The following is a 25,696-nucleotide window of genomic DNA, read 5'->3' on the forward strand; positions in this document are numbered from 1 at the left end:
TGCGCCCGGCGTGACACAGGCAGCGGTCGGCGTCATGCTCGACCGCCTGCTGTCCTCGCTCAGGAGAACTCCCCATGAATTCCTCGACCTACCCTGCCGCCCAGCACGTCATGGTGCTGTACACCGGTGGCACCATCGGCATGCAAGCCAGCGCCAATGGCCTGGCCCCGGCCTCCGGTTTCGAAGCGCGGATGCGCGACTACCTGCACAGCCAGCCTGAGCTGGTGGTACCGCAGTGGCGCTTTCGCGAGATGTCGCCGCTGATCGACAGCGCCAACATGACCCCGGCCTACTGGCAGCAACTGCGTGAAGCGGTGGTCGACGCCGTTGATGTGCAGGGCTGCGACAGCGTGCTGATCCTGCATGGCACCGACACCCTGGCCTACAGCGCCGCCGCCATGAGTTTCCAGTTGCTCGGCCTGCATGCCCGTGTGTGTTTCACCGGCTCGATGCTGCCGGCCGGGGTCACCGACAGCGACGCCTGGGAAAACCTCAGCGGCGCGCTGGTCGCCCTCGGCCAGGGCCTGGCGCCGGGCGTGCATCTGTATTTCCACGGCGAACTGCTGGCCCCGACCCGTTGCGCAAAAGTGCGCAGCTTCGGCCGTCATCCGTTCAAACGTCTGGAGCGTCAGGGCGGTGGCGTGAAAGCCACTTCCCTGCCGGCAGCGCTGAACTACAACCAGCCGAAGCAACTGGCCAGGGTTGCCGTGCTGCCGCTGTTCCCGGGCATCGGCGCCGAGATCATCGACGGCCTGCTCGACAGCGGCATCCAGGGTCTGGTGCTGGAGTGCTACGGCAGCGGCACCGGGCCGAGCGATAACCCGGCGTTCCTGGCCAGCCTTGATCGGGCGCGCAATAACGGCGTGGTCGTGGTTGCGGTTACGCAGTGCCATGAGGGCGGTGTGGAGCTGGATGTCTACGAAGCCGGCAGCCGTCTGCGCGGGGTTGGCGTGTTGTCCGGCGGCGGGATGACTCGTGAGGCGGCATTCGGCAAGTTGAATGCATTGCTCGGCGCAGGACTGGATGTCGCGCAGGTTCGCCGGTTGATGGAACTGGACTTGTGCGGGGAACTGCTCTGAGTAACACAAACCTGCGATCTGATGCCTGAAACAAGCAGGCCCTCCCCAAGGAGAGCCTGCACCAACAATTACTCTTCAGCCAAATCAAAACTTCCCGCAAACTTCCTTTTTCCATTGTCGAAATCAACACTGACGATACCTTTGAACGCCATCCACGGAAACCCCGTTACACGCTCCAGCTTTACTGTCCCTACCCCATCGAGATACAAAACATCGTCCGTCGTAATCTCGAAATGTGCGTGCTCCGGAATTTTAACTTCCGTGCCCAGGTATTCTTGTTTTACCAGCAGCGTAATTTTGTTCTTGAAACTTTGGCCGTCATAGTCAGCAAACACTAGAGCAACGCCTTCTTTATCGAGGCGCAATCCAGGTAGCGCAAAGTTTCCACCATCCAAAAGCCCTCTGATCATGCCCTTCGGCAGGGAAGTCGCTGAAGATCGGGTGTTGTTGACCTGCGAACCATTGTTATCCATAGCCGTTCTCCGAAATTTATTGGAACCTCAAAACAACAAGTGCACTTACAATCGAAACTAGCAACAGACCCACTGGCAGTCAAATATCAACACGACAAATAAAAAAATGTTTTCAATCAGCCAATATAACTGACGAACGGCAGCGTTTTCGCGAAAAACCTGTCAACTTTGACAGTTGTCGAATGATTGTTTTTATTTTAAGTTTCAAGTGCCAACAGCAATAATTTTAACTTAACCGAAAAATAAAACTTCAGTTATCAACATCGACAAGTTATTAACCGGGCCATCGCTTGATTAATGCAGGCATGCTGGCGGCACACAATTTGCTCATTATTCCGGTATCCCCAAGGCTGGAAGTCCTCGATGCTCCACTCCCACCTCACCACCCTCAACGCCGTCGCCCTGGTGCTCAACACCTTCAGGGATCAAGGCCTGTCCAGCGAAGCGCTGCTGGCCGGCAGCGGTATCAGCGCGGCGGATCTGAGCCGGGCCGACACCCGCATCACCACCAATCAGGAGATGCAGGTCTGCGCCAACGCGGTCGCGCTCAAGCACGACATTGGCCTGGAACTGGGCCGGCGCATGCATGTTTCCTGCTACGGCATCCTCGGTTACGCGCTGCTGACCTGTGCCACCTTCGGTGACGCTTTGCGGCTGGCGATCCGTTATCCGGCGCTGCTGGGAACACTTTTCGAACTGAGCCTGGAAGACGACGGCGAGCGCGTCTGGTTCGTCGCCGCCGATTACCGCGAGAGCCCGGCAATGGCGGTGTTCAATGCCGAGTTCTGCCTGGTGTCGCTGAAAGTCATCTGCGATGACTTGCTCGGTCATCCGCTACCGCTGCTCGCCACCCGCTTCGAGCACACCGCGCCAGATTATCGCGACAGCTACGCCGAACACTTCAAGGCACCTGTGCACTTCGGCGCCAAGGACAACGCTTTTGCCTTCGACCGGCGCTGGCTCGACCAGCCGCTGCCGCTGGCCGACATCATCACCCACCAGGCCATGGCCGAGCGCTGCCGCAAGCAGAACACCGAGTTCACCGGTCGTCAGGCGTGGCTGGGGCGGATTCGTCAGTTGCTCAGCGCGCAACTCAACGCCGCACCGGGGCTGGAAGGTCTGGCGCAGCAGATGAACTGCTCGCCGCGCACCTTGCGCCGGCATCTGAAGGACATGGGTTGCAGTTATCAGGAACTGCTCGACGAACTGCGTTTCGAGCGTGCCAAACAGATGCTGTGCGAGGACCAGTTGCCGATCTACCGCATCGCCGAAACCCTGGGTTTCAGCGAAACCGCGAGCTTCCGCCATGCATTCGTGCGCTGGAGCGGCGTGGCGCCGAGTCAGTTCCGCCCACACGGTTAAACCGTCCAGGGGCGATATCAGGTCAGCATTTTTGGCCACATCGATCCCCTTTTGGCCTCTCTGGCCGTTCTCCGATTCGCTCCGCGCCGCAACACTGGGATCAACCGAATCAGCCCCTGCGGAGAACAACAAATGCTGACGATCTACTCTGACGATCACCACCTGCACCATGGCCGCTGCGAATTGATCGACGGGCAACTCAAGCCTTGCTTCGAGATGCCGTCGCGCGCCGACCACGTGCTGCAACGGGTAAAACATCAAAACCTCGGCCCGGTCGAGGCGCCGAAGGATTTCGGCCTCGGGCCGATCGAGCGCATCCACAGCCGCGACTACCTCGACTTCTTCAAAGGCGCCTGGGCGCGCTGGACCGAATTCAACACCGACGGCGACTTGCTGCCTTACACCTGGCCGGCGCGCACCTTGCGCCAGGTCAAACCGACCAGCCTGCACGGCCAGCTCGGCTATTACAGCTTCGACGGCGGCGCACCGATCACCGCCGGTACCTGGCAAGCCGCCTACAGCGCGGCGCAAGTGGCGCTGACCGCACAAGCGGAAATCCAGCGCGGCGCCCGTGGCGCCTTCGCCCTGTGCCGTCCGCCGGGACACCACGCCGCCGGCGATTTGATGGGCGGTTATTGCTACCTCAACAACGCCGCCATCGCCGCGCAGGCTTTCCTTGATCAGGGCCACAAGAAGGTCGCGATCCTCGACGTCGACTACCACCACGGCAATGGCACCCAATCGATTTTTTATGAGCGCAGCGACGTGCTGTTCACCTCGATCCACGGCCACCCGGAAGCGGAATTCCCGTTCTTTCTCGGCTACGAGGATGAGCGCGGCGAAGGGGCCGGCGAGGGCTTCAACTTCAACTATCCGCTGCCGGCCGGTTCCGGCTGGGATGTCTGGAGCGCGGCGCTGGATCAGGCCTGCCAGGAGATCGACAACTACGGCGCCGACATCATCGTCGTGTCGCTGGGTGTCGACACCTTCAAGGACGACCCGATCTCGCAGTTCAAGCTCGACAGCCCCGATTACCTGGCGATGGGCAAGCGCATCGCGGCCCTCGGCAAACCGACCCTGTTCGTCATGGAAGGTGGCTACGCGGTGGAAGAAATCGGCATCAACGCGGTGAACGTGCTTGAAGGTTTCGAACAATGAGCAGACTCAAGCACCTCATCGCGCCGGCGTTGTGCGCAGCACTGCTGAGCGGCGCGGCGCACGCGGAGGAACGCACCCTGCGCGTCTACAACTGGTTCGACTACATCACCCCCAAAGCACTGGAAGACTTCAAGGCGCAGAACAGCCAGACCAAACTGGTCTACGACATCTTCGACACCAACGAAGCACTGGAGGCCAAACTGCTGACCGGCAATTCGGGCTACGACGTGGTGGTGCCGTCCAACGTGTTCCTCGCCAAGCAGATCGAGGCCGGGGTATTCCAGCCGCTGGATCGTAGTCAGTTGCCGAACTGGAATCACCTCGACCCGAAACTGATGAAGCTGATCGAGGCCAACGATCCGGGCAACAAATTCGCCGTGCCTTACATGTACGGCACCATCCTGATCGGCTTCAACCCGGCCAAGGTCAAGGCAGCGCTGGGCGACAACGCGCCGGTGGACAGCTGGGACCTGATCTTCAAAGAGGAGAACATCAGCAAGCTCAAGCAGTGCGGCGTGGCCCTGCTCGACTCGCCGTCGGAAATCCTGCCGCTGGCCCTGCAACACCTCGGCCTGGATCCCAACAGCAAGAACCCGGCGGACTACGCCAAGGCTGAAGCGCTGCTGTTGAAGATCCGCCCGTACGTGACCTACTTCCATTCGTCCAAGTACATGGCCGATATCGCCAACGGTGACATCTGCGTCGCGGTCGGTTACTCGGGCAGCTTCTCGCAAGCCGCCAACCGCGCCAGGGAAGCGAAGAACGGCGTGATGGTGGACATGCGCCTGCCGAAGGAAGGCGCGCCGATCTGGTTCGACATGCTCGCCATCCCCAAAGGCGCGAAGAACCCGCAGGACGCCTACACCTTCATCAACTACCTGCTGCAACCACAGGTGATTGCGCCGGTGAGTGACTTCGTCGGTTATCCGAACCCGAACAAGGACGCCACCGAACGTGTCGACCCGGCGATTCGCAACAACCCGAATCTGTACCCGACCGATGCGGCGATGAACACGCTCTACACCCTGCAACCGTTACCACGGGATGCAGAACGGGCGCGGACCCGGGCGTGGACCAGGATCAAGTCCGGCACTTGAAACCAGCCATTGAAAAAGACCCGCCTTCGCGGGTCTTTTTTTGCGCTATCCCTGTACCGCACCGTGTCGCCGGCGCCCTTATCTATCTACCACCGCATAGGCAAAAACCCGGCTTACCGTGGACCGGAATCGAAGTAGCAATCCCGCTACCTTCTTCACCCATGGAACAGGCCCGTGAATACACCTGCAGTGACACACGACGTGTCCCCTCCCTTGCTGAAACAGAGCCGACTGGTCGAAATGGCCAGTCAAGGCTATTCGCTGCATCAGATCGCCTCGACACTGTTGCGTACAGTATTGAGCGAACGCTACCCCGACCAACACCTCGATCCGGATAACACCCTGCTCGCCACACCGGTACGCAACATGGATGCGCCGCAGATGACCGTCGAAGCCTGCAACTTCGAAACGCTGACCCACGTCCTGATACAACAAAGCCTGCACAAGACCACCGCCGAGTTCATCGAAGGTGAACACTTCCTGACAGGCATGCCCCTCTCCAATCCACCGCTCCATCTGGCGGTGAGCATGGATGAGCTCACCTTATTGATGAACGAACATGCCCCTCTGCTGTTCGTCGCATTTCAGCAGCGCCAGCTGGATTACTGGAATGAAACCGAACAGGACCAGCCCCGTTGGCGAGCACTGTCCGACCAACTGCGCTCGGCTGTCGATGTTCAGACCGCCAGTGGCTGGGATAGCGACGCGTGCCTGCTGGCGCGCTTTGTCGCGCAGTACCCGGACAAAGCCGAACGCCCGACCGCCAGCGATCATTTCACCGGACTGCGAGCCTGCATCATGGACATCGACCAGGTCGATGGCAGCACCGTCACGCATGCGCTTGTCGCCGGCGCCCTGGTCATCACGGCAACCCTCGGCAAACGGCAGCGAATTCTGCTGCACACCATTGACGACGGCTATGAATCGTTCGATTCACTGGAACAACTGGGAGACTCCCTGCCGGAACGTATCGATCCCGAACACCCACAACCACCGCTGCAGTGGCGCCTGATCGAACCCGACGGCAATATCTTCGACGCTGTTGCCCAGGCACTCGTTGCCAATCAATTGGTCGCCATCGCGGCAATGGATCCCGCCAGTCAGCACCTCGACAACCGGGTCATGGCTGGCTCACAGAACACCAACCGACTCAGCCCGCCGGAACGAAACCGGATCAACCAGTTGGAAAAGGCCATTCCAGACTGGTTGAAAGCGGCGTCGGCGACGGACCTGCAAACCTACAGCCGCTACCTGGTCGACCTCGGCGCGTTGCGTCAGAAGGCTGCGGACGGCGCGTTCAAGGTCGATGACCTTCCTGCAATCAAACCCTACGCCGAGCAAAAAATGCAGGAGGCAATACTGGCCGATACCCGCGCGGAGGGGGCCGCCGACCTGCCGCTGGACCGCTTGCGAATCACCGTGACCGACAGCGTGGAAACGGCTGGCTTCACCCTCGCCAATCCCTTGAGTCGGGTTCGCGAGACGCTGGGTGAATTCGCCTTGCAAAACACCCCGCCGTATCAGGCAAGCATCGACTTCGACGATGGCAGGACTTTACCGGCGTGGCTGACGGTCGATTACCTGAGTGCCCTGGCAGAACAGGTCGACATTGGCCTCCACTACCCGAAACTGATCAAACGCAACCTTATCGACGACCCGATCCGTGCTGCCGAACAGAAGACTCGCTACACGCGCCAACTGCCCATTCTCCTGCCGTTGCTGGCGCTGGAATGCAAACTCCGACATCTGGGTGGCGTCGATGAACGGGGTCACGCCTGCATCCGTCAGTTGATGGACGCCATCACAGGCGATCAACCGTCACAGGAGCATCCGGTGACCATCCGCCCACTGGCGTTTACCCCCGTTCGCCGCCTGAGCGGTCAGTCAGACACCGTGACCAACATGTTCATCATTGCCCCCCGCGATCATCGCCAGGGGCCTTGCCTGTTGTATCGACCGATGACGGACATGCCACTGATGCAGTTCGCATCCCTGCAAAATCTGATGTACGCGCTGTACCAGCCCGGAGAATTGCGCAGTTCCGTACTGGCCTGGCTCGGCTCGCCTTCGTTGAGTTTCGAATACTCGCAGTATGTTTTTGCAACAGGGCTCCCTTCCCCGTGGACGGTGACCCAACTGGTGTTCGAACCCTTCATGCATCTGGACCTGACCGGCCCCATCAAACTGGCGAACCAGCCTCTGACGGGAGACATTCTGGGCACCTTGCATGCAGCCAATAGTCGGGCATTGATCGAACTCGCCGACCGCCAATCAGTGTCCAACAGCGAGCGGCGCTGGGCATTGCTGGCCGAAAGCGGCTGGGCGATCTTCAGTATCGCCTCCAATTTCATGAGCGGAGCGGCAGGTGCCGCCGTATGGGTCTGGCAGACCATCGAACAGATTCAGCAAGCCATCGATGCCCATGAACGCGGCGATGACCTGATGACCTGGCAATCGACTGCCGACATTCTGATGACACTCGGCATTCTGTTGACCCACCGGGTCGTCGCACGGCGCAACCGCTCGCTGAATCCGCAATTGAGCGCGACCCATGAAACGCCGCAAACCTTGCGGGAAGCCGAAGAACCTTTCGAAAACCAGCCAACGGAGTTGTCACCTGCCCCGAAGGCTGTCACCCACGATCCTGTCACCCTCACCGGAGACATCCCCGCCGGCCATCTCACACTGCTGGAACCTGCGCTCCTCCCGCGACCGGACTCCAGCGAGCGCTTCACTGCGATGCTCGACAGTTTCAAGGTCGAGGCCCCTGACCTGCACGACAAACAGGTGTCATCGACCAACCACCTCTATACGGTCGCGGACAAGACCTATGCCCAGGTCGGCAGCCGCTGGTTTCAAGTCAGTGCCCGCAAGGACGAGCCGGTGTACATCATTCATCCGCACGACCCGCTACGCACCGGCATGCCCCTGAAATATGACGACAAATCCGGACAATGGCACTGGGACCCGAAACTGCGCTTGCGTGGGGGCGGTCCGACCGGTCGCCTCGACGCGCTACGGCGCGCCAAGGAACAAGAGAAGGACGCCGCGTGGCAAGCCCTGCAACTGTTCTTCTCACGTGAACCGGCAAACAAGCGCGACATGCTGACCGAATTGCTCGCCTTGCCCAATGACAACAGCGAAGCCACCTATTCGCGCGCTGCGCCACGTTACCTGGACCTGGCCATGACGAATGGGACGGGCTACACCCAGGCGCTGGAACAGCTCGCGACCTGGCACCAGAACGGTGGCGGCGGTGTTTTCTACCAGGCACAACTGATGCGCATGACCGCCGAGCAGCATCGCTGCCTGGGTTCATGGCTGCGGGTGAAGATACGCCTGTATGCGATGACGTCCAAAAGGATCGCGGACAGCTTTGACAACAGTTCTCCCCTGTCACGCAGTGAACAGATCGACATCGCGACCCGAGCCACAGCACTCAGTGACGAAATGATCGCCACCCTTCAGACGCTGAATCGCTCTCTGCTTGTACTGGTCAAGCATTCCGGCAAAAGCGCAAAACTGGCCGCAGACTTGAAACGGTTGATGCCCGCTTACGGCGAACTTGATCTGAAGGCCAACGAAATCGGCATGTCCTTTGAACGCTGCGTCGTCGAACATCCCGGACCGGAAATGGACGCCGCCCGGCAGGACATCGGCATCATCACCGTCAAGGCTGCAGACGCCGCTCACGAGCTGCTCGGACTTTCACGCACAACCGCCACTGCGGACGGAAAAGCCGCGCGTATCGAGCAGTTTTCACACTGGAATGACCTTCTCTCCAGTCTCGACGATCAGATGGAACAGTTGCCCGCCAAACACCCTGCACAGTTCATCCAGGCCAGGATCGACAGGATTCGCGAACTGATCGGCGAGTTCCGCGAGCTGGCCCGCGAGCGCCTGATCGCCGAAGTCCCCGAGCCTCAAGTCGAGCCCGTCGCGACACCCGCCAGACAGGATCCGCAGCCCTCGACTTCGCAACCGAAGGTCAAAGTCAGCAAAACCCGTCCGCGCCAGAATACCGCCGAACAGGCCCGCTTGCCCGGTACGACCCAGTCGGACGAAGAATCACCGTTCGTGAAAATTTCCGCTCGACCACCGAAACCGGCACAGTCAGTCGAGGACAGTGACCTGATCAACAAAGCGCAGGAGCTGAGCTATGACATCAACGACTTCATCACGAGGACTCGCGAAAGTGCCCGGCGTCCGGGGCGCATTCCCGCTGATATCAGAGACATGTTCGACCAGCAGGCCGCACGCCTGGAACAGGCGGCCAATGACGTGGACACGGTATTTGCCAAAAGGCGCGCAGCCAAACTGGATTCCTGGCCGGTTGCCGCTCTCAGTCCGGATCTGCGTGCCGGCGCGACCATCACACGCACCGAAGGCAACGCCGTCTACGGGGAGATGCTCAAGCAGCGCAAGCCCCGGGAAACCTATTTCCACTGGCTGTACGACAACGGTCAGGTCGACGTCGTCAAGGACGAACGCGGTCGCATCCGAACCCGACAGCGGGGTGATTACTTTCAGGAATACCGGATTCTCGACAAGGCCAAAGGAGGACGACCGATGTGGGTGGCGCATTTCCACTACGAACGAAAGAGTGACGCGGATGCCCAGTACACCATCGCCCACCTGAAATTCGCCGATGCCTATCTGCAGACCCTCGATGAAAAGACCCGTCAGACATTGAGCACCTTCGATGCCGTCGACAATGCAATGCGCCGCATCGTCGACCCGACGGTGCGTGACCTGTTCCTCAAGCCACAGCCGGCGGGCACCCGATAACTATTCACACCAGACAGAGCGCAGGCGGGCCAGAGCCGACTCGATTGCCGGCTCCGGCACCGCCGCAAAGCCCAGCACCAGACCGGCCCGCTGATCGAGCGGCGTCACCGAATCCGGCAGCCAATACTTGCTCAGGCCCTGGACTTCCACCTCCACACTGGCGGCTTGCTCTATCAACTGCTGCTCACGGGCCACGCTGTCGACTGCCACCGTGAGATGCAGTCCGGCCGACACAGCCGGCAATTCGCCGACGCCCGCCAGGCCTCGAGGCCAGCCGTTGATCAGGGCATTGCGCCGATTCACAGCCGCGCGACGCATCCGCCGGATGTGCCGCTGGAAGTGCCCGGCCGCCATGAACTCGGCCATCACCGCCTGGGTGCTGACTTCAGAATGCCGGACATCCACCGCACGTCGTTGCGCAAACGCTTTCACCAACCCCGGAGGCAGCACCAGATAACCCAGACGCAGCGCCGGGAACGCGACTTTGCCGAAGGTGCCGACGTACAACACACGACCCTGGCGGTCGAGCGCAGCCAGCGGGGCCAAGGGCGCGCCGGTGTAGCGATATTCGCCGTCGTAGTCGTCCTCGACGATCCAGCCCCCGGTGCGCTCGGCCCAGTCCAGCAGTTCCAGACGTCGCGCCAGGCTCATCACTACCCCGGTCGGGTACTGATGAGACGGCGTGACATACGCCACCCGGCAATCTTCGGCAGCCGCCAGTGCCGCGCAGTCGATGCCCTCTTCGTCCACGGCAATGCCATGCAGCCGACCACCGGCCAGCGCGAAGGCATGACCCGCTGCGCGATAGCCGGGATTCTCGATGCCCACTCCGGCGCCCGGTTCAACCAGCAACTGTGCACAAAGGCTGATTCCCTGTTGTGCGCCACTGGTGATCACAATTTGCTCAGCGGAACACTGCATGCCGCGCGAACTGCGCAAATAAGCGGCGATCAGACCGCGCAGGCGCGCATCGCCCGCCGGGTCGCCGTAACACAGTTGCTGCAAATCGGGTTTGCGCCAGAAGGCCGCGTTCAGCTTGGCCCAGACGTCGAACGGAAACAGATCGAAGGCCGGAACACCGACCCGGAATGCTCGTGGCGGACCACTGGGTGGCGTCGGCAAATGGTTGCGCTCAAGCCGCTGCAACGCACAGCTGTGGATAACTTTGCTGGATAAATTACCAGTGGAATTGAGCGAAATTGTGGATAAGGCTGTGGGTAAGGTTGTTGAAAACCCTGTGGATACTTTTGTGGATAATTTTCGTGCCGGTGTCACCGATTGCGGCAACTGCGCCACATAAGTGCCGTCCCCGACACGGCCTTCGATAAAACCTTCGGCATACAGCTGATCGTAAGCGCGCACCACGCTGTTTCGGGAAATCCCCAACGCTGTCGCCAGATCGCGGCTGGCAGGCAGGCGCGTGCCGCTGGCCAGGCGCCCGTCCAGCACCCGCATGCGCAAGGCCTGGTAGAGCTGACGGCTCAGGCCTTTGCGGCGGTCGAGTTCGACACCGGCGGGGTTGAACGGCAGCGACAGAGTGGGCGAATCGGGCATGAAAATGGACCTATGAAATTGGTCATGAATGGCTCTTACAACAGACCAATAGCCTGCCTACGATGCAGGCATTCGCCAAGGAAATTTTCTCCATGTACACGCCCCGCGCCTTTGCCATCGATGACTTGTCCCAACTGCACGAATTGATCCTCGCCACCCGCCTCGCCATCCTGGTGACCCACGGCGAACAAGGCTTGCAGGCCAGTCATGTGCCGGTGCTGCTGCATCGCGAGCAAGGTCCGAACGGCACGCTGTACGGGCATCTGGCCAAGGCCAATCCGCAGTGGAAAGACCTGCGTGACGGCGCCGAGGCCATGCTGATTTTTCCCGGTGCCGATGCCTACGTCAGCCCGGGCTTTTACCCGAGCAAGGCCGAGCACGGCAAAGTCGTGCCGACCTGGAACTACGTCGCCGTGCACGCCTACGGTCACGCCGAAACCTTCAGCGATGGCGGTCGGCTGCTGGACATCGTCAGCACCCTCACCGATCGCCATGAAGCGGGCCGCGCCCAACCGTGGTCGGTCGACGATGCCCCGGCCGATTACATCGACGGCATGCTCAAGGCCATCGTCGGGTTCGCCATTCCGATCGAGCGCCTCGAAGGCAAGCGCAAGCTCAGCCAGAACCGCAGCGCCGAAGATATCGCCGGCGTGCGCGAAGGCCTGGCTGCCAGCCCCGACATCAACGATCAAACCCTCGCTCACTTGATGCGTTAAGGAAATCACCATGAGTCAGATCGACATCCGTCCGGTCAGTGCTGCCGATCACGCGGCCTGGCTGCCGCTGTGGCAGGCCTACCTGCGCTTCTACAACACCGAGCTGCCGGACACCGTCAGCCAAAGCACCTGGCAGCGTTTTCTCGACCCGAACGAACCGACCCACGCCGCCCTCGCCTGGGCCGACGGCAAAGCGGTGGGCATGGTGCACTTCATCTACCATCGTTCGAACTGGAGCATCGAAAACTCCTGCTACCTGCAAGACCTGCTGGTGGAGCCGCAAACCCGTGGCACCGGCGTCGGCCGCCTGCTGATCGAACACGTCTACGCCACCGCCAGGGCCGACGGTTGCTGCAAGGTGCACTGGCTGACCCATGAAACCAACGCCACCGCGATCCAGCTCTACGAGCGCATCGCCGAGCGCCCGGGCTTCATCCAGTTTCGCAAAGCCATTTAAGGAGCCACGTGCATGACGATTTCTCTCGCTGACTGGAAAGGCGTGCCGCCGCCCTCCACCACCCTGATCGAAGGCCGCTTCATCCGCCTGGAAAAACTCGACCCGGCGCGCCACGGCGACGACCTGTTCAACGCTCTGCAAGGCCCCGGCGCCGATCCGAAACTCTGGGATTATTTGCCCTACGGCCCGTTTCCGGAGCGCAGCGCCTTCAACGACTGGCTGAATAATCACGCCGCCCACAGCGATCCGTATTTCTTCAGCGTCATCGACCGCGCCAGCGGCCAGGTGCAAGGCATCCTCAGCCTGATGTCGATCGTCCCGGCCCAGGGCCGCATCGAAATCGGCCACGTCACCTTCGGCGCCCCGATGCAGCGTTCGCCGAAAAGCACCGAGGCGGTCTACCTGCTGGCCAAGGAATCCTTCGCCCTCGGCTACCGTCGTCTTGAATGGAAATGCAACAACGGCAACGCCCGCTCCAAATACGCGGCCGAGCGCCTGGGCTTCAGCTTCGAAGGCGTGTTCCGCCAGCACATGGTGGTCAAGGGCCAGAACCGCGATACCGCGTGGTACTCGATTCTGGACTCGGAATGGCCGGCGATTGCGGCAGGGTTCGAGCGCTGGTTGAGCGATGAGAATCAGACGGCCGAGGGGCAGGTGAAGGGGTTGGTTGAGTGCCGCGCTTAAAGCTCAATAGAGATTAAGTGTGTTGCGGGTTCAGCTGTTATCGCGTCGAACCCGCACCACCCCCATCTTCAGCCCGAACGGTCGAAACACGGCGTTCAGCGATTTGAGCGTCTGATTGCCCTCGCCGTGTTCGATGTGCACCAGCGTACGTACCGAAATTTTGCACATCTTCGCGAACTGGGTCTGATGCAGCCCGGTGACCTCAACGCGCAAACGGCGAACGGCCTCACCGATTTCTACGGTTCCTTCAGCCAGCGCTTCCTGGATGCTTTCGATGAGCACAGTGCGTTCGGCAACGGTCATGCTCATTTCAAATCCCACTCTTTCAAACGTTGCTCCAGGTTTTTCAGGTGGACGCCCGGATGATTCATTGTCCGCTCAGGCAAACCACCCGCGTTCAATATGTCCGGCAACTCGGCCAGGCACTGCGCATCTTCACGCAACCGCTCGAAAGATTCCGGTGCATCGGACATCGCTGCCAATGGGTCATCCGGATCGGAAATATCCGCCAATGCGCGGCAAACACCCCGCCAATCGACATCTCCCGCCCTCTCCAGCTCTTTTGGCCATTTGGTCGTGCGAGTCACACCTTCGTCATCCATGACCATGGGGGCCAAGTCATAAATGGGGGCCAAACGGTACGAGTCGGCGTCACGAATGATTGCGGTGTTGCGACCGTGGTTATCCGAGTTGCCAAGAATCTTGTTGATCAGGTCCCGACGCAAATAGTCTGCGACAAGTGCCGGAATCTCGTGCGCTTGCCCCGCTTCCCGCCAAAGCCTGGCAAGCATGCGAATGACATCCATATGATTCATAGCGCTCCCCGGCGTCGTCACCTCGGCCAGCGAGTAGATCGACTCCACGGCAAAACGCTCTACACCTCGCTCAGTCACTTGGCGATCAAAACGCCGCATCCACAAGCTGGGTTTGTTCGCTTCCTCTAACGCCAGACCTTCCGCAGCGACGGTTTCGATACCAAGCGCCTGAAGCGCCTGATAGTAGTGGTATTCGCTGCGCAGGATGTCTTGATCGGTTTGACTGCCTTTATTCCGGGCAAACTTCACAAACCAGTGCTGACGGACGTTTTCATCGTCCAGCACAGCATCGGGGTAAAGAAGTCCGGCACGATCTTCAGCCAGAAGAATCTTGGGCGCTTCGCCTCCAGCCCCTGTCGCACCACCAATCGCAGCTCCCATTTCATACGCGTATTCAAGAAACCGGTAGTCACGGCTGATGACATCCTGGCGTTGAAACCCGATGGGTTTGCGCTCGTCGACAGTCTCGGCTGATTCTTTTATCCGCATGTTGCCGATCGGAGCCGGAGTGCAGCGTCCGAGCAGATAAAGGTCAGCACTGATGTCTGCAGGTTTCTCCTGCCCCATACGTGCGAGGAGAAACCTTCTAGCGGCGCCTGCCGGTGCAATGTCATGCACGAATGCAGGCGTGATGGATCGCCGACCCTCCCAATCCAGGGGATACAACGCACTCACGGCTTTGGAAAATGGAGAGCCAATAAACTCAATGTTTTCGACCAGATACGCCGACTCGTAACCAAAGCTGCAACGGCTTTCGAAGCCTTTCTCGGGCGAGTCGAAACTCAACACCATCGCGTCGTGCCATTTGCCGGCGTCGAATATTTGCAATGTCAGGTTGTGCATGCGGCTCTCATCTGCAATTAAATGCATTGCTGCGGTCGTTTGGTTAACTAAAAATGCAATATAGTGCATCTCAGAAGATCGAGACACTCAGTGATCTGCAGTAAAGTGCAGATGCAGGATTTAAACCTCCAAATAAACGCAAAATAATGCAGATGCCGCTGAGTCCGCCACGGACATCATTCTGTAAAAACCCTCCGCTATACAGAACGCCCTCACTTATAACTAAAAGGACGTTCTCCCCATGCCGCTCCCGCCTCAGCGCCTGTCGCTTGCCATCGCCCTGTTGATCGCCACCAGCGCCGCCCACGGCAAGACCGTGCAGATCGACACCGCCACCACCGCGTCGCAGACATTGGGCGGCAGCGACACGCTGACGATTTCGGCGCCGGGCAGCATCACCAACAGCGGCAAGGCCGTAAGCCTCAAGGACAGCACCAGCGGTGTCGGCGTGATCATCGATAACGCCGGCAAGATCATCTCCACCGGCGGCCGGGCCATCGACAGCAGCGGCGATCTGACCCAGGCACGCAATTACGCGATCCATAACCGCAGCGGCGGGCAGATTCTCGGCTCCAATGATGCGATTCGCATCGACAGCAACTTCATCAGCGGCAGCCTGTTGATCGACAACAGCGGCACCATTCGCTCAAGCACCGGCCAGGGCCTGGATCTTGATGCGTTGCGCAGTGACGGGGTGAAAACCACGATCATCAACCGTGCGGGCGGACTGATTCGTGGCGACGCCAGCGACGGCATGAAGACCGGCGCCAATGCCACCATCAGCAACTACGGCGAGATCTCGACCGGAGACTCGCGCAACGCCGACCAGAAGTTCGACGGCATCGATGTCGACACCGCGACCGGCGTCAGCGTGACCAACTACGGCGTGATTTCCGGTGGCCGGCACGGCATCACCACTGACCTGGGGGCGACGCTGGTCAACTACGGGCAGATCACCGGGCGCAATGGCTCCGGTTTCGGCTCCGATGGCGACGGCACGGTGATCAACCACGGCACCATCACCGGCGCGTATTCCGGGTTGCAACCCAATGGCGACGGCGACGGCGTGGACATCGACAAGATCGCCCACATCGAAAACTACGGCACGATCCAGGGCGTCGGCGCCGGCGGTGTGGACAAGGGCGGTTTTGCCAATGGCAGTGAAGGCATCGCGCTGGGCGGCGGTTATATCCTCAACGCCAAGGGCGCCCTGATCAGCGGCGCCAACAGCGCCATTCTGGTGGACGACGGCAGCGGCGGTTCAGGGCTGGCGGCCACCACGCTGGAAAACTACGGCACCATTCAAGGCCTCGACGGTTTCGGCGTGAAGTTAGTCGGTGAGTTCGCCGACAACGTGATCAACGGCGGCACCTTCAGCGGCAGCAATGGCCTGGCACTGGACCTGGGTGGCGGTAACGACAATCTGACCCTGCGCAGCGGCAGCCGCTTTGTCGGCATGGTCGATGGTGGCAGCGGTTATGACCGCGTAGTGATGGACGATGCGGCGGGCGGCAGCTTCGGTGCCAGCCGCAACTTTGAATGGCTGGAGGTCAAACAAGGCGTCTGGACACTCACCGGCAGCGGCGACTTCAGCGACGGCGGTGCCGTGCGCAACGGCGCCACACTGATCAACCAGGGCGGTATCGCCGGCAATCTGACCGTGGACGCCGGTGGCGTGTATGCCGGCGGCGGGTCGCTGGGCAACCTCAACCTGAATGGCACGTTGCGCACCGACACCCGCCTCGGTACCGCGACCGTCGTGCACGACTTGAACATGGGCAGCGCCTCGACCCTCGCCTACGGCGTCAACGCCGATGGCAACAGCGCACCGGTCCAGGTCGGCGGCACGGCCAACCTCAACGGCGCGACGCTGGCGGTCAATCCCGGCAGCGGCACCTATCCGTGGCAGAGCCACTACACGGTGCTGCAGGCTGCGCGGGTCAACGGCACGTTCGGCGCGGTCACCAGCGACTACGCGTTCCTCACGCCAACCCTCGCTTACACGCCGACTCAGGTCGATCTGACCTACACCCGCAATGACGTGGCGTTCAATGAATTCGCCGCCACCGGCAACGCCAGCAACGCCGCCAACAGCCTGGCCTCAATGAGCAAGAACAACGCGCTGTACAACGCCTTGCTCAACACCACCCAATCCACCGCGGGCGCGGCCATCGAGCAACTGGCCGGCGCCAGCAACGCCAATCTGACCAGCGCCACCCTCGGCGCCAGCAGCCAGATCGGCAGCAGCATGCTCTCGGCGATGCAGCAGATGGGCGGCAGTCCCGGCTTGATGGTCGGCCTCGATCAGCGCGACACCCCGATCCTTGCCGCCAACGGCGTACCGTCCGAAGCACGCAACCTGAATGATCCGAACGCCCGGGGCCGGTTCTGGCTGCAGGCCATCGGCGGCTACGGCAAGCTCGATGGCGAGCACGGCAGCAGCGGTCTGGAACAACGCACCAAGGGCAGCGTGCTTGGTGCCGACTGGGCATTGAATCCACAATGGCGACTGGGCGTGCTCGGCGGTTACTCGAAGACCGACCTGGACGCCACCGGTGTCGACGGCAATGTCGAGAGCTGGCACGCCGGCGTTTATGCGCTGCATCAAAACGGCCCGCTGGCCCTGCGCCTGGGCGCGGCATACAGCGGCCATCAGGGCGAAAGCAAACGCACCATCGCGTTCAATGGTTTCAGTGATCGTCCCAAAGGTGATTACGACGCCGACAGCCAGCAAGCCTTCGCCGAACTCGGCTACGCCATGGGCAGCGGCCGCCTCAGCGCCGAACCGTTCGCCAGCCTCGGCTACCAGCGCTATCACCGCGACCGCTATCAGGAAAAGGGCGGCGCGGCGGCCTTGCAGGTCGACAGCCAAACCCAGGACAACTTCAGCAGCACCTTCGGCGTTCGCCTGGCGCACCTCAGCTCGCTGGACAATGGCATGAGCCTGACCCCACGGATGGCCGCCGGCTGGAAGCACACCTACGGCGATGTCAGCAGCTCGACCCGCCAGGCATTCGTCGTCGGCGGCACGGCGTTCAGCGTCGATGGCAGCTCGCTGGATCGGGACAGTCTGGTGCTGGAAGCGGGGCTGGATCTGGGCGTTTCGGCGCGGCATACGCTGGGGTTTGGTTACAGCGGCGAGATTGGCAACAACAGTCGCAATCACGGGTTGGTCGGGCAGTGGCAGATGAGTTTTTGAGATTTCGCCAATCCGGATTTCAGCGGGCGTTGTAGGTAAAGGCGTCTGGATGGTTGGGTAATCATGGCGGGCTCGCCTCCCGCCGACGACCGAGCTACAAACGCAGACGCCATCACCTGCACACGGTTCGGAATTGCCCGGCATCGGCGCATTGGCACCGACTTTTACAGTTTGTTCTCTTTTCACATGAGACGAACTGAATGCCCATTCAATGCAAATACAAGCTCCAACATCTTGTCCTGGCGGTTGCGCTGGCAGTCGGTTGCGTGGAATTTTCTCTAGCGGAGCAGCCGGAGCCGGACGCGCCCGTCGCGAAAGAGGTGAAAACCAGGAGCCCGCGCACACCTCCTAAGGTGAAACCTGCTCCGCTTCTCATGGCAGAAACAGTGAGTGAGGAAAAGATTGCTCCACCACCGCAAGCCCTCCCTACCAGCACTGAGACTCCAACCGCGCCACTTCATGCAGCCGATGACCTCCACGCCAAGAGAGTCGCCACTACAAAGAGCGGCAGTGCACTTGAAGCAAGCATTGAAAAACCAACGCCTCCAGCACAACCCGTTCTGAGCGAAGCGCCAGCAACCCCCGAATCCAAAGAGGTGTCCACTTCAGGCAACGCAGCCATCGACGCCCTGCTCGCTGCCGACGAATACACGGCCACCCTCGCCTACTTTCAACTGGCGGGCGGCAGCAATGCCAAACTCGCCAATGCGACCCTGAGCAGCGTCACGCCGGTCAGCGCCAGCCTGCTGTCGGCCATGCATCAACTCGACAATGCCCACGACTCGACGGGAAACTCACCACGCCATGTGGCCGGCAACGCAGACACCGGCAGGGTGTGGCTGCAAGCCATCGGTCACAGCGGGAAACTCGATCGCGAATTTGAACCGATGCAGCACTCCACCAAAGGGCTGCTGCTCGGCGCCGACTGGCGCCTCGATGAAACATGGCACCTGGGCTTGATGGGCGGCACCTCCGACACGCGCATCGACAGCAAGGAGCTGGACGGCGATCTCGACAGTTGGCACCTCGGTGCCTACGCCTTGCGCCAGGCCGGCCCGCTATCACTTCGGCTCGGCGCAGCCTGGAGCAACCATGAAGGCAGCACCCGTCGCGAAGTCGCGTTCGGCCGCTTCCATGACCGACTCAAAGGCAACTACCAGGCCAGTACCCAACAAGCGTTCATCGAGTCGGGATACAACCTGGGGAGGGCCAACGTCAGCATCGAACCGTTTGTCGGCCTCGGCTACCAACGCTACCAGCGTGACGGCTACACAGAGAAAGGCGGAGCGGCGGCGCTCAAGGTTCACGCTCAATCCCAAGGCAACTTCAACACCACCGTCGGCCTGCGCATGGCGAAAGTCAGCACGCTGGATAACGGCATGCGCCTCACGCCACGATTCAGCGCGGGGTGGAAACACGTGTACGGCGAGACCTATACCAGCACCCGGCAACGTCTGGTCACCGGCGGCCATGACTACACCGTTTACGGCGCAGAGCTGGATCGCAACAGCCTGACGCTCGACACCGGTCTTGATCTGGCCGTCTCGTCCAACCACACACTCGGTGTTGGCTTGTCGGGTGAGATCGGTACCGACAGCCGCAACCACGGCATTTCGGGCCAGTGGCGAATGGCGTTCTGAGTTCCGGTCAGGCGCTGCCGCACCTTGCGGCAGTGCCTGAAAAGCAAAAAAAAGGGGAGCACATGCCCCCCCGAGGTTTAAAGCGTTGTATCGAGGCCGTTATCTCAGCCTTCGATCTCGATCAGAATTTCGCCCGGATTCACCCGGTCGCCCTTGGCAACATGGATGGCGGTGACCTTGCCGGCAATCGCGGCCTGGACTTCGGTCTCCATCTTCATCGCTTCGGTGATCAGCACGGCCTGGCCCGCCTTGACGGTGTCGCCTTCCTTGACCAGCACATCGACGATATTGCCCGGCATGGTGGTGCTGACATGGCCCGGTGCCGAAGCCTGCTTGCGCTTGCTGCTGCCGCCGCCGACGAATTCATTGAGCGGTTCGAACACCACCTCTTCCGGCATGCCGTCGATGGACAGGTAGAAGTGACGCTTGCCTTCAGCCTTGACGCCGACACCGGTGATGTCCACGCGATAGGTTTCGCCGTGGACGTCGATGACGAACTCGGTCGGTACACCTTCGCCGCCGGCCGAAGCCACCTTGCCCGCTTCCGGGATCGGCAGCAGCACTTCCGGGGTGAGGGTGCCGGCGGCACGCTCTTCGAGGAACTTGCGGCCGATGTCCGGAAACATGGCGAAGGTCAGCACGTCTTCTTCGGATGTAGCCAGAGCGCCGATATCGGCGCGCAGCTTGGTCATCTCCGGCTTGAGCAGATCGGCCGGACGTACGTCGATCACCTCTTCGCTGCCGATGGCCTGGCGACGCAGCTTCTCGTTCACGGTGCCCGGCGCCTTGCCGTAGCCGCCTTGCAGGTAGAGCTTCACCTCGTTGGTGATGGTCTTGTAGCGCTCGCCGGCCAGCACGTTGAAGAACGCCTGGGTGCCGACGATCTGCGAAGTCGGGGTCACCAGCGGCGGGAAGCCGAGGTCTTCACGCACGCGCGGAATCTCTGCCAGCACTTCGCCCATACGGTTCAGAGCGCCCTGCTCTTTCAATTGGTTGGCCAGGTTGGAAATCATCCCGCCCGGCACCTGATTGACTTGAACGCGGGTGTCGACGGCAGTGAATTCGCTTTCGAACTGGTGGTACTTCTTGCGCACGGCATAGAAGTACAGGCCGATCTCTTGCAGCAGCTCCAGGTTCAGACCGGTATCGAACTCGGTTCCTTTGAGCGCAGCAACCATCGATTCAGTCCCAGGGTGGCTGGTGCCCGAAGCGAAGCTGGAGATCGCGGTGTCGATGTGGTCGGCACCGTTTTCAATGGCCTTGAGTTGGCACATCGCGGCCAGGCCGGCGGTGTCGTGGGAGTGGATGAACACTGGCAGCGACTGTTCGGCTTTCAGTGCACGCACCAGTTCACCGGTCGCATACGGGGTCAGCAGACCGGCCATGTCCTTGATCGCCACCGAGTCGCAACCCATGGCTTCCATTTGCTTGGCCTGAGCGACGAACGCGTCGATGGTGTGCACCGGGCTGGTGGTGTAGGCGATGGTGCCCTGAGCGTGCTTGCCGGCAGCTTTCACCGCTTCGATCGCCACGCGCAGGTTACGCACGTCGTTCATCGCGTCGAAGATGCGGAACACGTCGATGCCGTTGACCGCGGCCTTGGCAACGAACGCCTTGACCACGTCATCGCTGTAGTGGCGGTAGCCCAGCAGGTTCTGCCCGCGCAGAAGCATCTGAAGACGAGTGTTGGGCAGCGCCGCACGCAGCTGGCGCAGACGCTCCCACGGGTCTTCTTTCAGGAAGCGCACGCAGGCGTCGAAGGTCGCGCCGCCCCAGCATTCCAGCGACCAGTAGCCGACCTTGTCGAGCTTGTCGCAGATCGGCAGCATGTCTTCGGTGCGCATGCGGGTGGCGAGCAGCGATTGGTGAGCGTCGCGCAGGATGGTATCGGTGACAAAGATTTTCTTGCTCATTCTTGTATTCCTCACAGGCCTGCGTGGGCGGCGATGGCGGCGGCGATGGCCAGGGCCAGCTCTTCGGGTTTGCGCTTGATCGAGTAGTTGGTCAGTTCAGGGTGGCTTTCGACGAAGCTGGTATTGAACTGGCCGCTACGGAATTCCGGGTTGCGCAGGATTTCCTGGTAGTACGCGGCGGTGGTCTTCACGCCTTGCAGACGCATGTCGTCGAGGGCGCGCAGGCCACGATCCATCGCCTCTTCCCAGGTCAGTGCCCAGACCACCAGTTTCAGGCACATCGAGTCGTAGAACGGCGGGATGGTGTAGCCGGTGTAGATTGCCGTGTCGGTGCGCACGCCAGGACCGCCGGGGGCGTAGTAGCGCGTGATCTTGCCGAAGCTCGGCAGGAAGTTGTTTTTCGGGTCCTCGGCGTTGATCCGGAACTGCAGGGCAAAACCGCGATGCTGAATGTCTTCCTGCTTCACCGACAGCGGCAGGCCGGAAGCGATGCGGATTTGTTCGCGAACGATGTCGATCCCGGTGATTTCTTCGGTAATGGTGTGTTCCACCTGCACCCGGGTGTTCATCTCCATGAAGTACACCTCGCCCTCGGCGAGCAGGAACTCCACGGTGCCGGCGTTCTCGTAACCCACGGCCTTGGCTGCGCGCACCGACAGGTCGCCGATGTAGGCGCGCTGTTCCGGGGTCAGCTGCGGGCTCGGGGCGATTTCGATCAGCTTCTGGTTGCGGCGCTGGATCGAGCAGTCACGTTCGAACAGATGCACGACGTTGCCGAAGCTGTCGCCGAGGATCTGCGCTTCGATGTGCTTGGGATTGACGATGCACTTTTCCAGGAACACTTCCGCCGAACCGAAGGCCTTGGTGGCTTCGGAAATGACGCGAGGGAAGTTCTGTTCGAGTTCTTCTCGGCTGTTGCAGCGACGGATACCGCGCCCGCCACCACCGGAAGTGGCCTTGAGCATCACCGGGTAACCAATGCGGTCGCCCTCGCTCAACGCTTCCTCGATGCCCGAGACGTTGCCTTCGGTGCCCGGCGTGACCGGCACGCCAGCCTTGATCATGCTGCGGCGCGCTTCGGTCTTGTCGCCCATGCGGCGGATGACTTCCGCCGCCGGACCGATGAATTTGATGCCGCGTTCGGCGCAGATGTCTGCCAGCTCAGCGTTTTCCGAGAGGAAACCGTAGCCGGGGTGCAACGCATCGCAGCCGGTTTCCACGGCCAGGTTCACCAGCTTGCGCGGGTTCAGGTAACCGGCCAGCGGCTCGGCACCAATGCTGTGGGCCTCGTCCGCACGCTTCACATGCAAGGCGTGCCGGTCGGCGTCGGAATAGATCGCGACCGAGCGGATGCCCATCTCGGCGCAGGCACGCACGATTCGTACGGCAATCTCACCACGGTTGGCGATCAGGATCTTTGTTATCACTTGGAGGTTCCCTTGAGCCGGTGGCACCACGACCTGCTAGACCCAGGTCGGCACGTGACCAAATGTTTCAATCTGGTCTCGGCTCCACACTAGCGCTGCCAAGGGATTAACAAAAATGAATAAAAATTGGGTCAGGCATAAGTAAAGACTTATAGTCAGCGCATCAGCCAACGGCCAGAGTCGGTAGAAAATGCGTAAGTCCTTGATGCGTATGACATTGCGTCAATTGCAGATCTTCAACGAAGTGTGTGATTTACGCTCCTACAGCCGCGCAGCCGACGAAATGTCGCTCACACAACCGGCCGTCAGCCTACAGATTCGTCAGCTTGAAGAGCTGATCGGCCAACCATTGTTCGATTACGTCGGCAAAAAACTCTACATGACCGAAGCGGCCGAAGCACTTCAGCGTGCCAGCCGGGACATATTCGGCCGACTGGAAAACCTCGACATGCAGCTGTCGGACATGCAGGGCTCACTGCAGGGCCAGTTGAAACTGGCGGTGGAATCGAGCGCCAAATACTTCGTGCCGCACCTGTTCGCAGCGTTCAAGCGCCAGCATCCGGAAGTGAACCTGCAACTGACGGTGGTCAACCGTGGCCAGGTGATCCGCCGCCTCTCCGACAACCGCGACGATCTGGTGATCATGTCGATGGTGCCGCAGGACATGGGCCTGGAATTTCTGCCGTTCCTCAACAACCCGATCGTCGCCGTGGCACGCCCGGATCATCCGCTGGCGCACATGGGCCCGCTGCGCTTGCAGGATCTGGAACCTTACACCTTGCTGATCCGCGAACCCGGCTCGGGTACGCGACTGGCCTGCGAAGAGTATTTCAAGGAGAAGCGCGTGCACTTCACCCAGACCCAGGAAGTGGCGTCGGCCGAAGCCCAGCGTGAATGCGTGGTGGCGGGTCTGGGCCTGGCGCTGTTGACGCGCCACGCCCTGAACCTGGAGCTGGCGACCGGCGGCCTGGTGGAGCTTCCGGTCGAAGAATTGCCGCTGTTTCGCAGTTGGTGCCTGGTGCAAGCCAAAGCCAAACGGCTGTCACCGGTGGCCCACGCCTTCCTGGCGTTTATCCGCAGCGAACGGGTGCAAATCAGCGCGCTGGTTGAGCGCTTCGACGGGAAGCTGCTGGCGCTACCTGCCAGTAGTTGAGTTCGATGTCCTCGGGAAAATCGCTGATTTCGCTCTGAAGCTGGCGAAGTTCGAAGCGATCTTCGATGGCGCGGCGAAATTCCATGCGGCGCTGGTCTTCCTGCTGACGGCGGGTTTTCGCGGCGCTGTTGCGTTCTTCGTAGGGCTGAGCCATTTCGAGTCTCCCAAGGCGAGTACGGGAGTTTCACGATAGGCGCGGTGGATGACGATTTGGCTGCGGGGGGATGACAGTGCGATGAACTTGCAAATGGCGATGGCGTTTTTGAGGCCGCCATCGCGAGCAAGCTCGCTCCCACAAGGGATGTTTTACGTACAAAAATTCTGTGTCATATCGAAATCAAATGTGGGAGCGAGCTTGCTCGCGATCAAGGTCGGAACGACCTTGCGATGACGTCAGTCATCCAGTGCTTTCACCGACTTTGGCGACAGCCGCAGGCTGCGCAGACTGCGCTTGACGCTCTTGAGGTGGTTGACCAGGCTCGGCCCGCGCGCCATGGCCACGCCCATCGCCAGTACGTCGATCACCACCAGATGAGCGATACGCGAGGTCAGAGGGGTATAGATTTCGGTGTCTTCGTGAACATCGATCGCCAGGTTGACGGTCGACAGCTCGGCCAGCGGTGTCTGGCTCGGGCACAAGGTGATCAGCGACGCACCACTCTCGCGAACGAGGTTGGCGGTGATCAGCAGGTCTTTGGAACGGCCGGACTGGGAAATGCAGATCGCCACGTCGGTGGGCTTCAGTGTCACCGCCGACATTGCCTGCATGTGCGGGTCGGAATATGCCGCCGCCGTCAGCAGCAGACGGAAGAACTTGTGCTGCGCATCCGCCGCCACCGCGCCTGACGCACCAAAGCCGTAGAACTCGACACGCTGGGCCTGGGACATCAGCGTCACCGCCCGTTGCAGCTCCAGAGGATCGAGCTTCTCGCGAACCTCCATCAGCGTGTGCAACGTGGTGTCGAAAATCTTCAGGCTGTAGTCGGCGACAGAGTCGTCTTCATGGATCGCGAACTGACCGAAGCTGGCGCCGGCCGCGAGGCTTTGCGCGAGCTTGAGTTTCAGATCCTGGAAACCGGAACAGCCGATGGCCCGGCAGAAGCGCACGATGGTCGGCTCGCTGATGCCGACGCTGTGGGCCAGGTCGGCCATGGAACTGTGCATCACTGCCGCAGGGTCAAGCAGCACGTGGTCGGCGACCTTGAGCTCCGACTTGCGTAACAGGTGACGTGACTGGGCGATGTGTTGCAGCAGATTCAAGGGGCTGGACTCTTGTTATGGAAAGATGTGCTGTGGCCAGATGCCAGGGATGTAGCAAGCTTGTAGTTATACTACATG

Annotated in this window: 19 protein-coding genes; 11 read left to right on the forward strand and 8 right to left on the reverse strand. The window is 60.8% G+C overall.

All coding sequences use genetic code 11. The features are described from left to right. The first annotated feature begins 74 nt into the window (after nt 1–74). The gene (locus AC1MDC_RS16090) at nt 75–1,079 is read left to right on the forward strand and encodes an asparaginase (RefSeq protein WP_085696736.1); all 1,005 of its coding nucleotides are present in this window, start codon (nt 75–77) and stop codon (nt 1,077–1,079) included. A 68-nt stretch (nt 1,080–1,147) separates the two neighbouring features. Here AC1MDC_RS16090 and AC1MDC_RS16095 read toward each other — a convergent pair whose 3' ends face one another. Beyond that, complete coding sequence (locus AC1MDC_RS16095) at nt 1,148–1,552, reverse strand: hypothetical protein (RefSeq protein WP_480393328.1); 405 nt, start codon at nt 1,550–1,552, stop codon at nt 1,148–1,150. A gap of 363 nt (nt 1,553–1,915) precedes the next feature. On the opposite strand from AC1MDC_RS16095, the gene AC1MDC_RS16100 reads away from it, so the two are divergent. The 4 genes from AC1MDC_RS16100 (at nt 1,916) to AC1MDC_RS16115 (ending at nt 9,957) form a co-directional block, all read left to right on the forward strand. Then, on the forward strand, nt 1,916–2,914 hold the full coding sequence (locus tag AC1MDC_RS16100; RefSeq protein ID WP_085696734.1) for an AraC family transcriptional regulator: 999 nt from the start codon (nt 1,916–1,918) through the stop codon (nt 2,912–2,914). 132 nt (nt 2,915–3,046) lie between these two features. After that, nucleotides 3,047–4,072 carry a histone deacetylase family protein gene (locus AC1MDC_RS16105; protein ID WP_085696733.1) on the forward strand — a complete coding sequence of 342 codons (1,026 nt, stop codon included), beginning with the start codon at nt 3,047–3,049 and terminating at the stop codon, nt 4,070–4,072. After that, nucleotides 4,069–5,169 carry a polyamine ABC transporter substrate-binding protein gene (locus tag AC1MDC_RS16110; protein ID WP_480393329.1) on the forward strand — a complete coding sequence of 367 codons (1,101 nt, stop codon included), beginning with the start codon at nt 4,069–4,071 and terminating at the stop codon, nt 5,167–5,169. The genes AC1MDC_RS16105 and AC1MDC_RS16110 overlap by 4 nt, the downstream gene beginning before the upstream one ends. A 174-nt stretch (nt 5,170–5,343) precedes the next feature. After that, nucleotides 5,344–9,957 (forward strand): dermonecrotic toxin domain-containing protein, encoded by a 4,614-nt coding sequence (locus AC1MDC_RS16115; protein ID WP_480393330.1) that lies wholly within the window; start codon nt 5,344–5,346, stop codon nt 9,955–9,957. On the opposite strand, the gene pdxR is transcribed toward AC1MDC_RS16115, so the two are convergent. Beyond that, on the reverse strand, nt 9,958–11,511 hold the full coding sequence (gene pdxR, locus AC1MDC_RS16120; protein WP_480393331.1) for a MocR-like pyridoxine biosynthesis transcription factor PdxR: 1,554 nt from the start codon (nt 11,509–11,511) through the stop codon (nt 9,958–9,960). It lies immediately after the preceding gene. Nucleotides 11,512–11,603: 92 nt separating this feature from the next. On the opposite strand from pdxR, the gene AC1MDC_RS16125 reads away from it, so the two are divergent. Genes AC1MDC_RS16125 through AC1MDC_RS16135 form a run of 3 tightly spaced genes read left to right on the forward strand, consistent with a single transcriptional unit; the run spans nt 11,604 to nt 13,368 of the window. Next, nucleotides 11,604–12,227 (forward strand): FMN-binding negative transcriptional regulator, encoded by a 624-nt coding sequence (locus AC1MDC_RS16125; RefSeq protein ID WP_085702286.1) that lies wholly within the window; start codon nt 11,604–11,606, stop codon nt 12,225–12,227. Nucleotides 12,228–12,237: 10 nt separating this feature from the next. Further along, the gene (locus AC1MDC_RS16130) at nt 12,238–12,684 is read left to right on the forward strand and encodes a GNAT family N-acetyltransferase (RefSeq protein ID WP_085702285.1); all 447 of its coding nucleotides are present in this window, start codon (nt 12,238–12,240) and stop codon (nt 12,682–12,684) included. 12 nt (nt 12,685–12,696) lie between these two features. Then, on the forward strand, nt 12,697–13,368 hold the full coding sequence (locus tag AC1MDC_RS16135; protein ID WP_085702284.1) for a GNAT family N-acetyltransferase: 672 nt from the start codon (nt 12,697–12,699) through the stop codon (nt 13,366–13,368). A gap of 30 nt (nt 13,369–13,398) precedes the next feature. Here AC1MDC_RS16135 and AC1MDC_RS16140 read toward each other — a convergent pair whose 3' ends face one another. Together AC1MDC_RS16140 and AC1MDC_RS16145 are read right to left on the reverse strand one after the other, a co-directional pair. Then, entirely contained in the window at nt 13,399–13,677 is a 279-nt protein-coding gene (locus AC1MDC_RS16140) for a helix-turn-helix domain-containing protein (RefSeq protein ID WP_085702283.1), read from the reverse strand. Then, nucleotides 13,674–15,026 (reverse strand): HipA domain-containing protein, encoded by a 1,353-nt coding sequence (locus AC1MDC_RS16145; RefSeq protein WP_085702387.1) that lies wholly within the window; start codon nt 15,024–15,026, stop codon nt 13,674–13,676. Before AC1MDC_RS16145 ends, AC1MDC_RS16140 begins: the two co-directional genes overlap by 4 nt. Nucleotides 15,027–15,267: 241 nt before the next feature. Between AC1MDC_RS16145 and AC1MDC_RS16150 the strand changes: the two genes are divergently transcribed. Together AC1MDC_RS16150 and AC1MDC_RS16155 are read left to right on the forward strand one after the other, a co-directional pair. Beyond that, nucleotides 15,268–18,225: an autotransporter outer membrane beta-barrel domain-containing protein gene (locus AC1MDC_RS16150; RefSeq protein ID WP_480393332.1), complete on the forward strand. Its 2,958-nt coding sequence runs from the start codon at nt 15,268–15,270 to the stop codon at nt 18,223–18,225. Nucleotides 18,226–18,821: 596 nt separating this feature from the next. Further along, nucleotides 18,822–19,865 carry an autotransporter outer membrane beta-barrel domain-containing protein gene (locus AC1MDC_RS16155; RefSeq protein ID WP_480393333.1) on the forward strand — a complete coding sequence of 348 codons (1,044 nt, stop codon included), beginning with the start codon at nt 18,822–18,824 and terminating at the stop codon, nt 19,863–19,865. A gap of 104 nt (nt 19,866–19,969) precedes the next feature. Here AC1MDC_RS16155 and oadA read toward each other — a convergent pair whose 3' ends face one another. Both oadA and AC1MDC_RS16165 read right to left on the reverse strand, forming a co-directional pair. Further along, nucleotides 19,970–21,778, reverse strand: a complete 1,809-nt coding sequence (gene oadA, locus AC1MDC_RS16160; RefSeq protein ID WP_085696724.1) for a sodium-extruding oxaloacetate decarboxylase subunit alpha — start codon at nt 21,776–21,778, stop codon at nt 19,970–19,972. Between the two features lie 11 nt (nt 21,779–21,789). Next, nucleotides 21,790–23,205 carry an acetyl-CoA carboxylase biotin carboxylase subunit gene (locus AC1MDC_RS16165; protein WP_085696723.1) on the reverse strand — a complete coding sequence of 472 codons (1,416 nt, stop codon included), beginning with the start codon at nt 23,203–23,205 and terminating at the stop codon, nt 21,790–21,792. A 190-nt stretch (nt 23,206–23,395) separates the two neighbouring features. On the opposite strand from AC1MDC_RS16165, the gene AC1MDC_RS16170 reads away from it, so the two are divergent. Beyond that, nucleotides 23,396–24,358 carry a LysR family transcriptional regulator gene (locus AC1MDC_RS16170; protein WP_085702280.1) on the forward strand — a complete coding sequence of 321 codons (963 nt, stop codon included), beginning with the start codon at nt 23,396–23,398 and terminating at the stop codon, nt 24,356–24,358. On the opposite strand, the gene AC1MDC_RS16175 is transcribed toward AC1MDC_RS16170, so the two are convergent. Together AC1MDC_RS16175 and hexR are read right to left on the reverse strand one after the other, a co-directional pair. Further along, entirely contained in the window at nt 24,300–24,512 is a 213-nt protein-coding gene (locus AC1MDC_RS16175; protein ID WP_480393334.1) for a PA3496 family putative envelope integrity protein, read from the reverse strand. The two genes, AC1MDC_RS16170 and AC1MDC_RS16175, sit on opposite strands and share 59 nt — an antisense overlap. 239 nt (nt 24,513–24,751) lie before the next feature. Continuing rightward, entirely contained in the window at nt 24,752–25,618 is an 867-nt protein-coding gene (hexR, locus tag AC1MDC_RS16180; protein WP_007954250.1) for a transcriptional regulator HexR, read from the reverse strand. Nucleotides 25,619–25,696: the final 78 nt, after the last annotated feature.

It is taken from the genome of Pseudomonas sp. 1 (genome assembly GCF_056626735.1).

Coding starts and splice junctions, on each gene's coding strand:
- AC1MDC_RS16090 (WP_085696736.1), top strand. CDS start 75: ATGAATTCCTCGACCTACCCTGCCGCCCAGCACGTCATGGTGCTGTAC.
- AC1MDC_RS16095 (WP_480393328.1), bottom strand. CDS start 1,552: ATGGATAACAATGGTTCGCAGGTCAACAACACCCGATCTTCAGCGACT.
- AC1MDC_RS16100 (WP_085696734.1), top strand. CDS start 1,916: ATGCTCCACTCCCACCTCACCACCCTCAACGCCGTCGCCCTGGTGCTC.
- AC1MDC_RS16105 (WP_085696733.1), top strand. CDS start 3,047: ATGCTGACGATCTACTCTGACGATCACCACCTGCACCATGGCCGCTGC.
- AC1MDC_RS16110 (WP_480393329.1), top strand. CDS start 4,069: ATGAGCAGACTCAAGCACCTCATCGCGCCGGCGTTGTGCGCAGCACTG.
- pdxR (WP_480393331.1), bottom strand. CDS start 11,511: ATGCCCGATTCGCCCACTCTGTCGCTGCCGTTCAACCCCGCCGGTGTC.
- AC1MDC_RS16125 (WP_085702286.1), top strand. CDS start 11,604: ATGTACACGCCCCGCGCCTTTGCCATCGATGACTTGTCCCAACTGCAC.
- AC1MDC_RS16130 (WP_085702285.1), top strand. CDS start 12,238: ATGAGTCAGATCGACATCCGTCCGGTCAGTGCTGCCGATCACGCGGCC.
- AC1MDC_RS16135 (WP_085702284.1), top strand. CDS start 12,697: ATGACGATTTCTCTCGCTGACTGGAAAGGCGTGCCGCCGCCCTCCACC.
- AC1MDC_RS16140 (WP_085702283.1), bottom strand. CDS start 13,677: ATGAGCATGACCGTTGCCGAACGCACTGTGCTCATCGAAAGCATCCAG.
- AC1MDC_RS16145 (WP_085702387.1), bottom strand. CDS start 15,026: ATGCACAACCTGACATTGCAAATATTCGACGCCGGCAAATGGCACGAC.
- AC1MDC_RS16150 (WP_480393332.1), top strand. CDS start 15,268: ATGCCGCTCCCGCCTCAGCGCCTGTCGCTTGCCATCGCCCTGTTGATC.
- oadA (WP_085696724.1), bottom strand. CDS start 21,778: ATGAGCAAGAAAATCTTTGTCACCGATACCATCCTGCGCGACGCTCAC.
- AC1MDC_RS16170 (WP_085702280.1), top strand. CDS start 23,396: ATGCGTAAGTCCTTGATGCGTATGACATTGCGTCAATTGCAGATCTTC.
- AC1MDC_RS16175 (WP_480393334.1), bottom strand. CDS start 24,512: ATGGCTCAGCCCTACGAAGAACGCAACAGCGCCGCGAAAACCCGCCGT.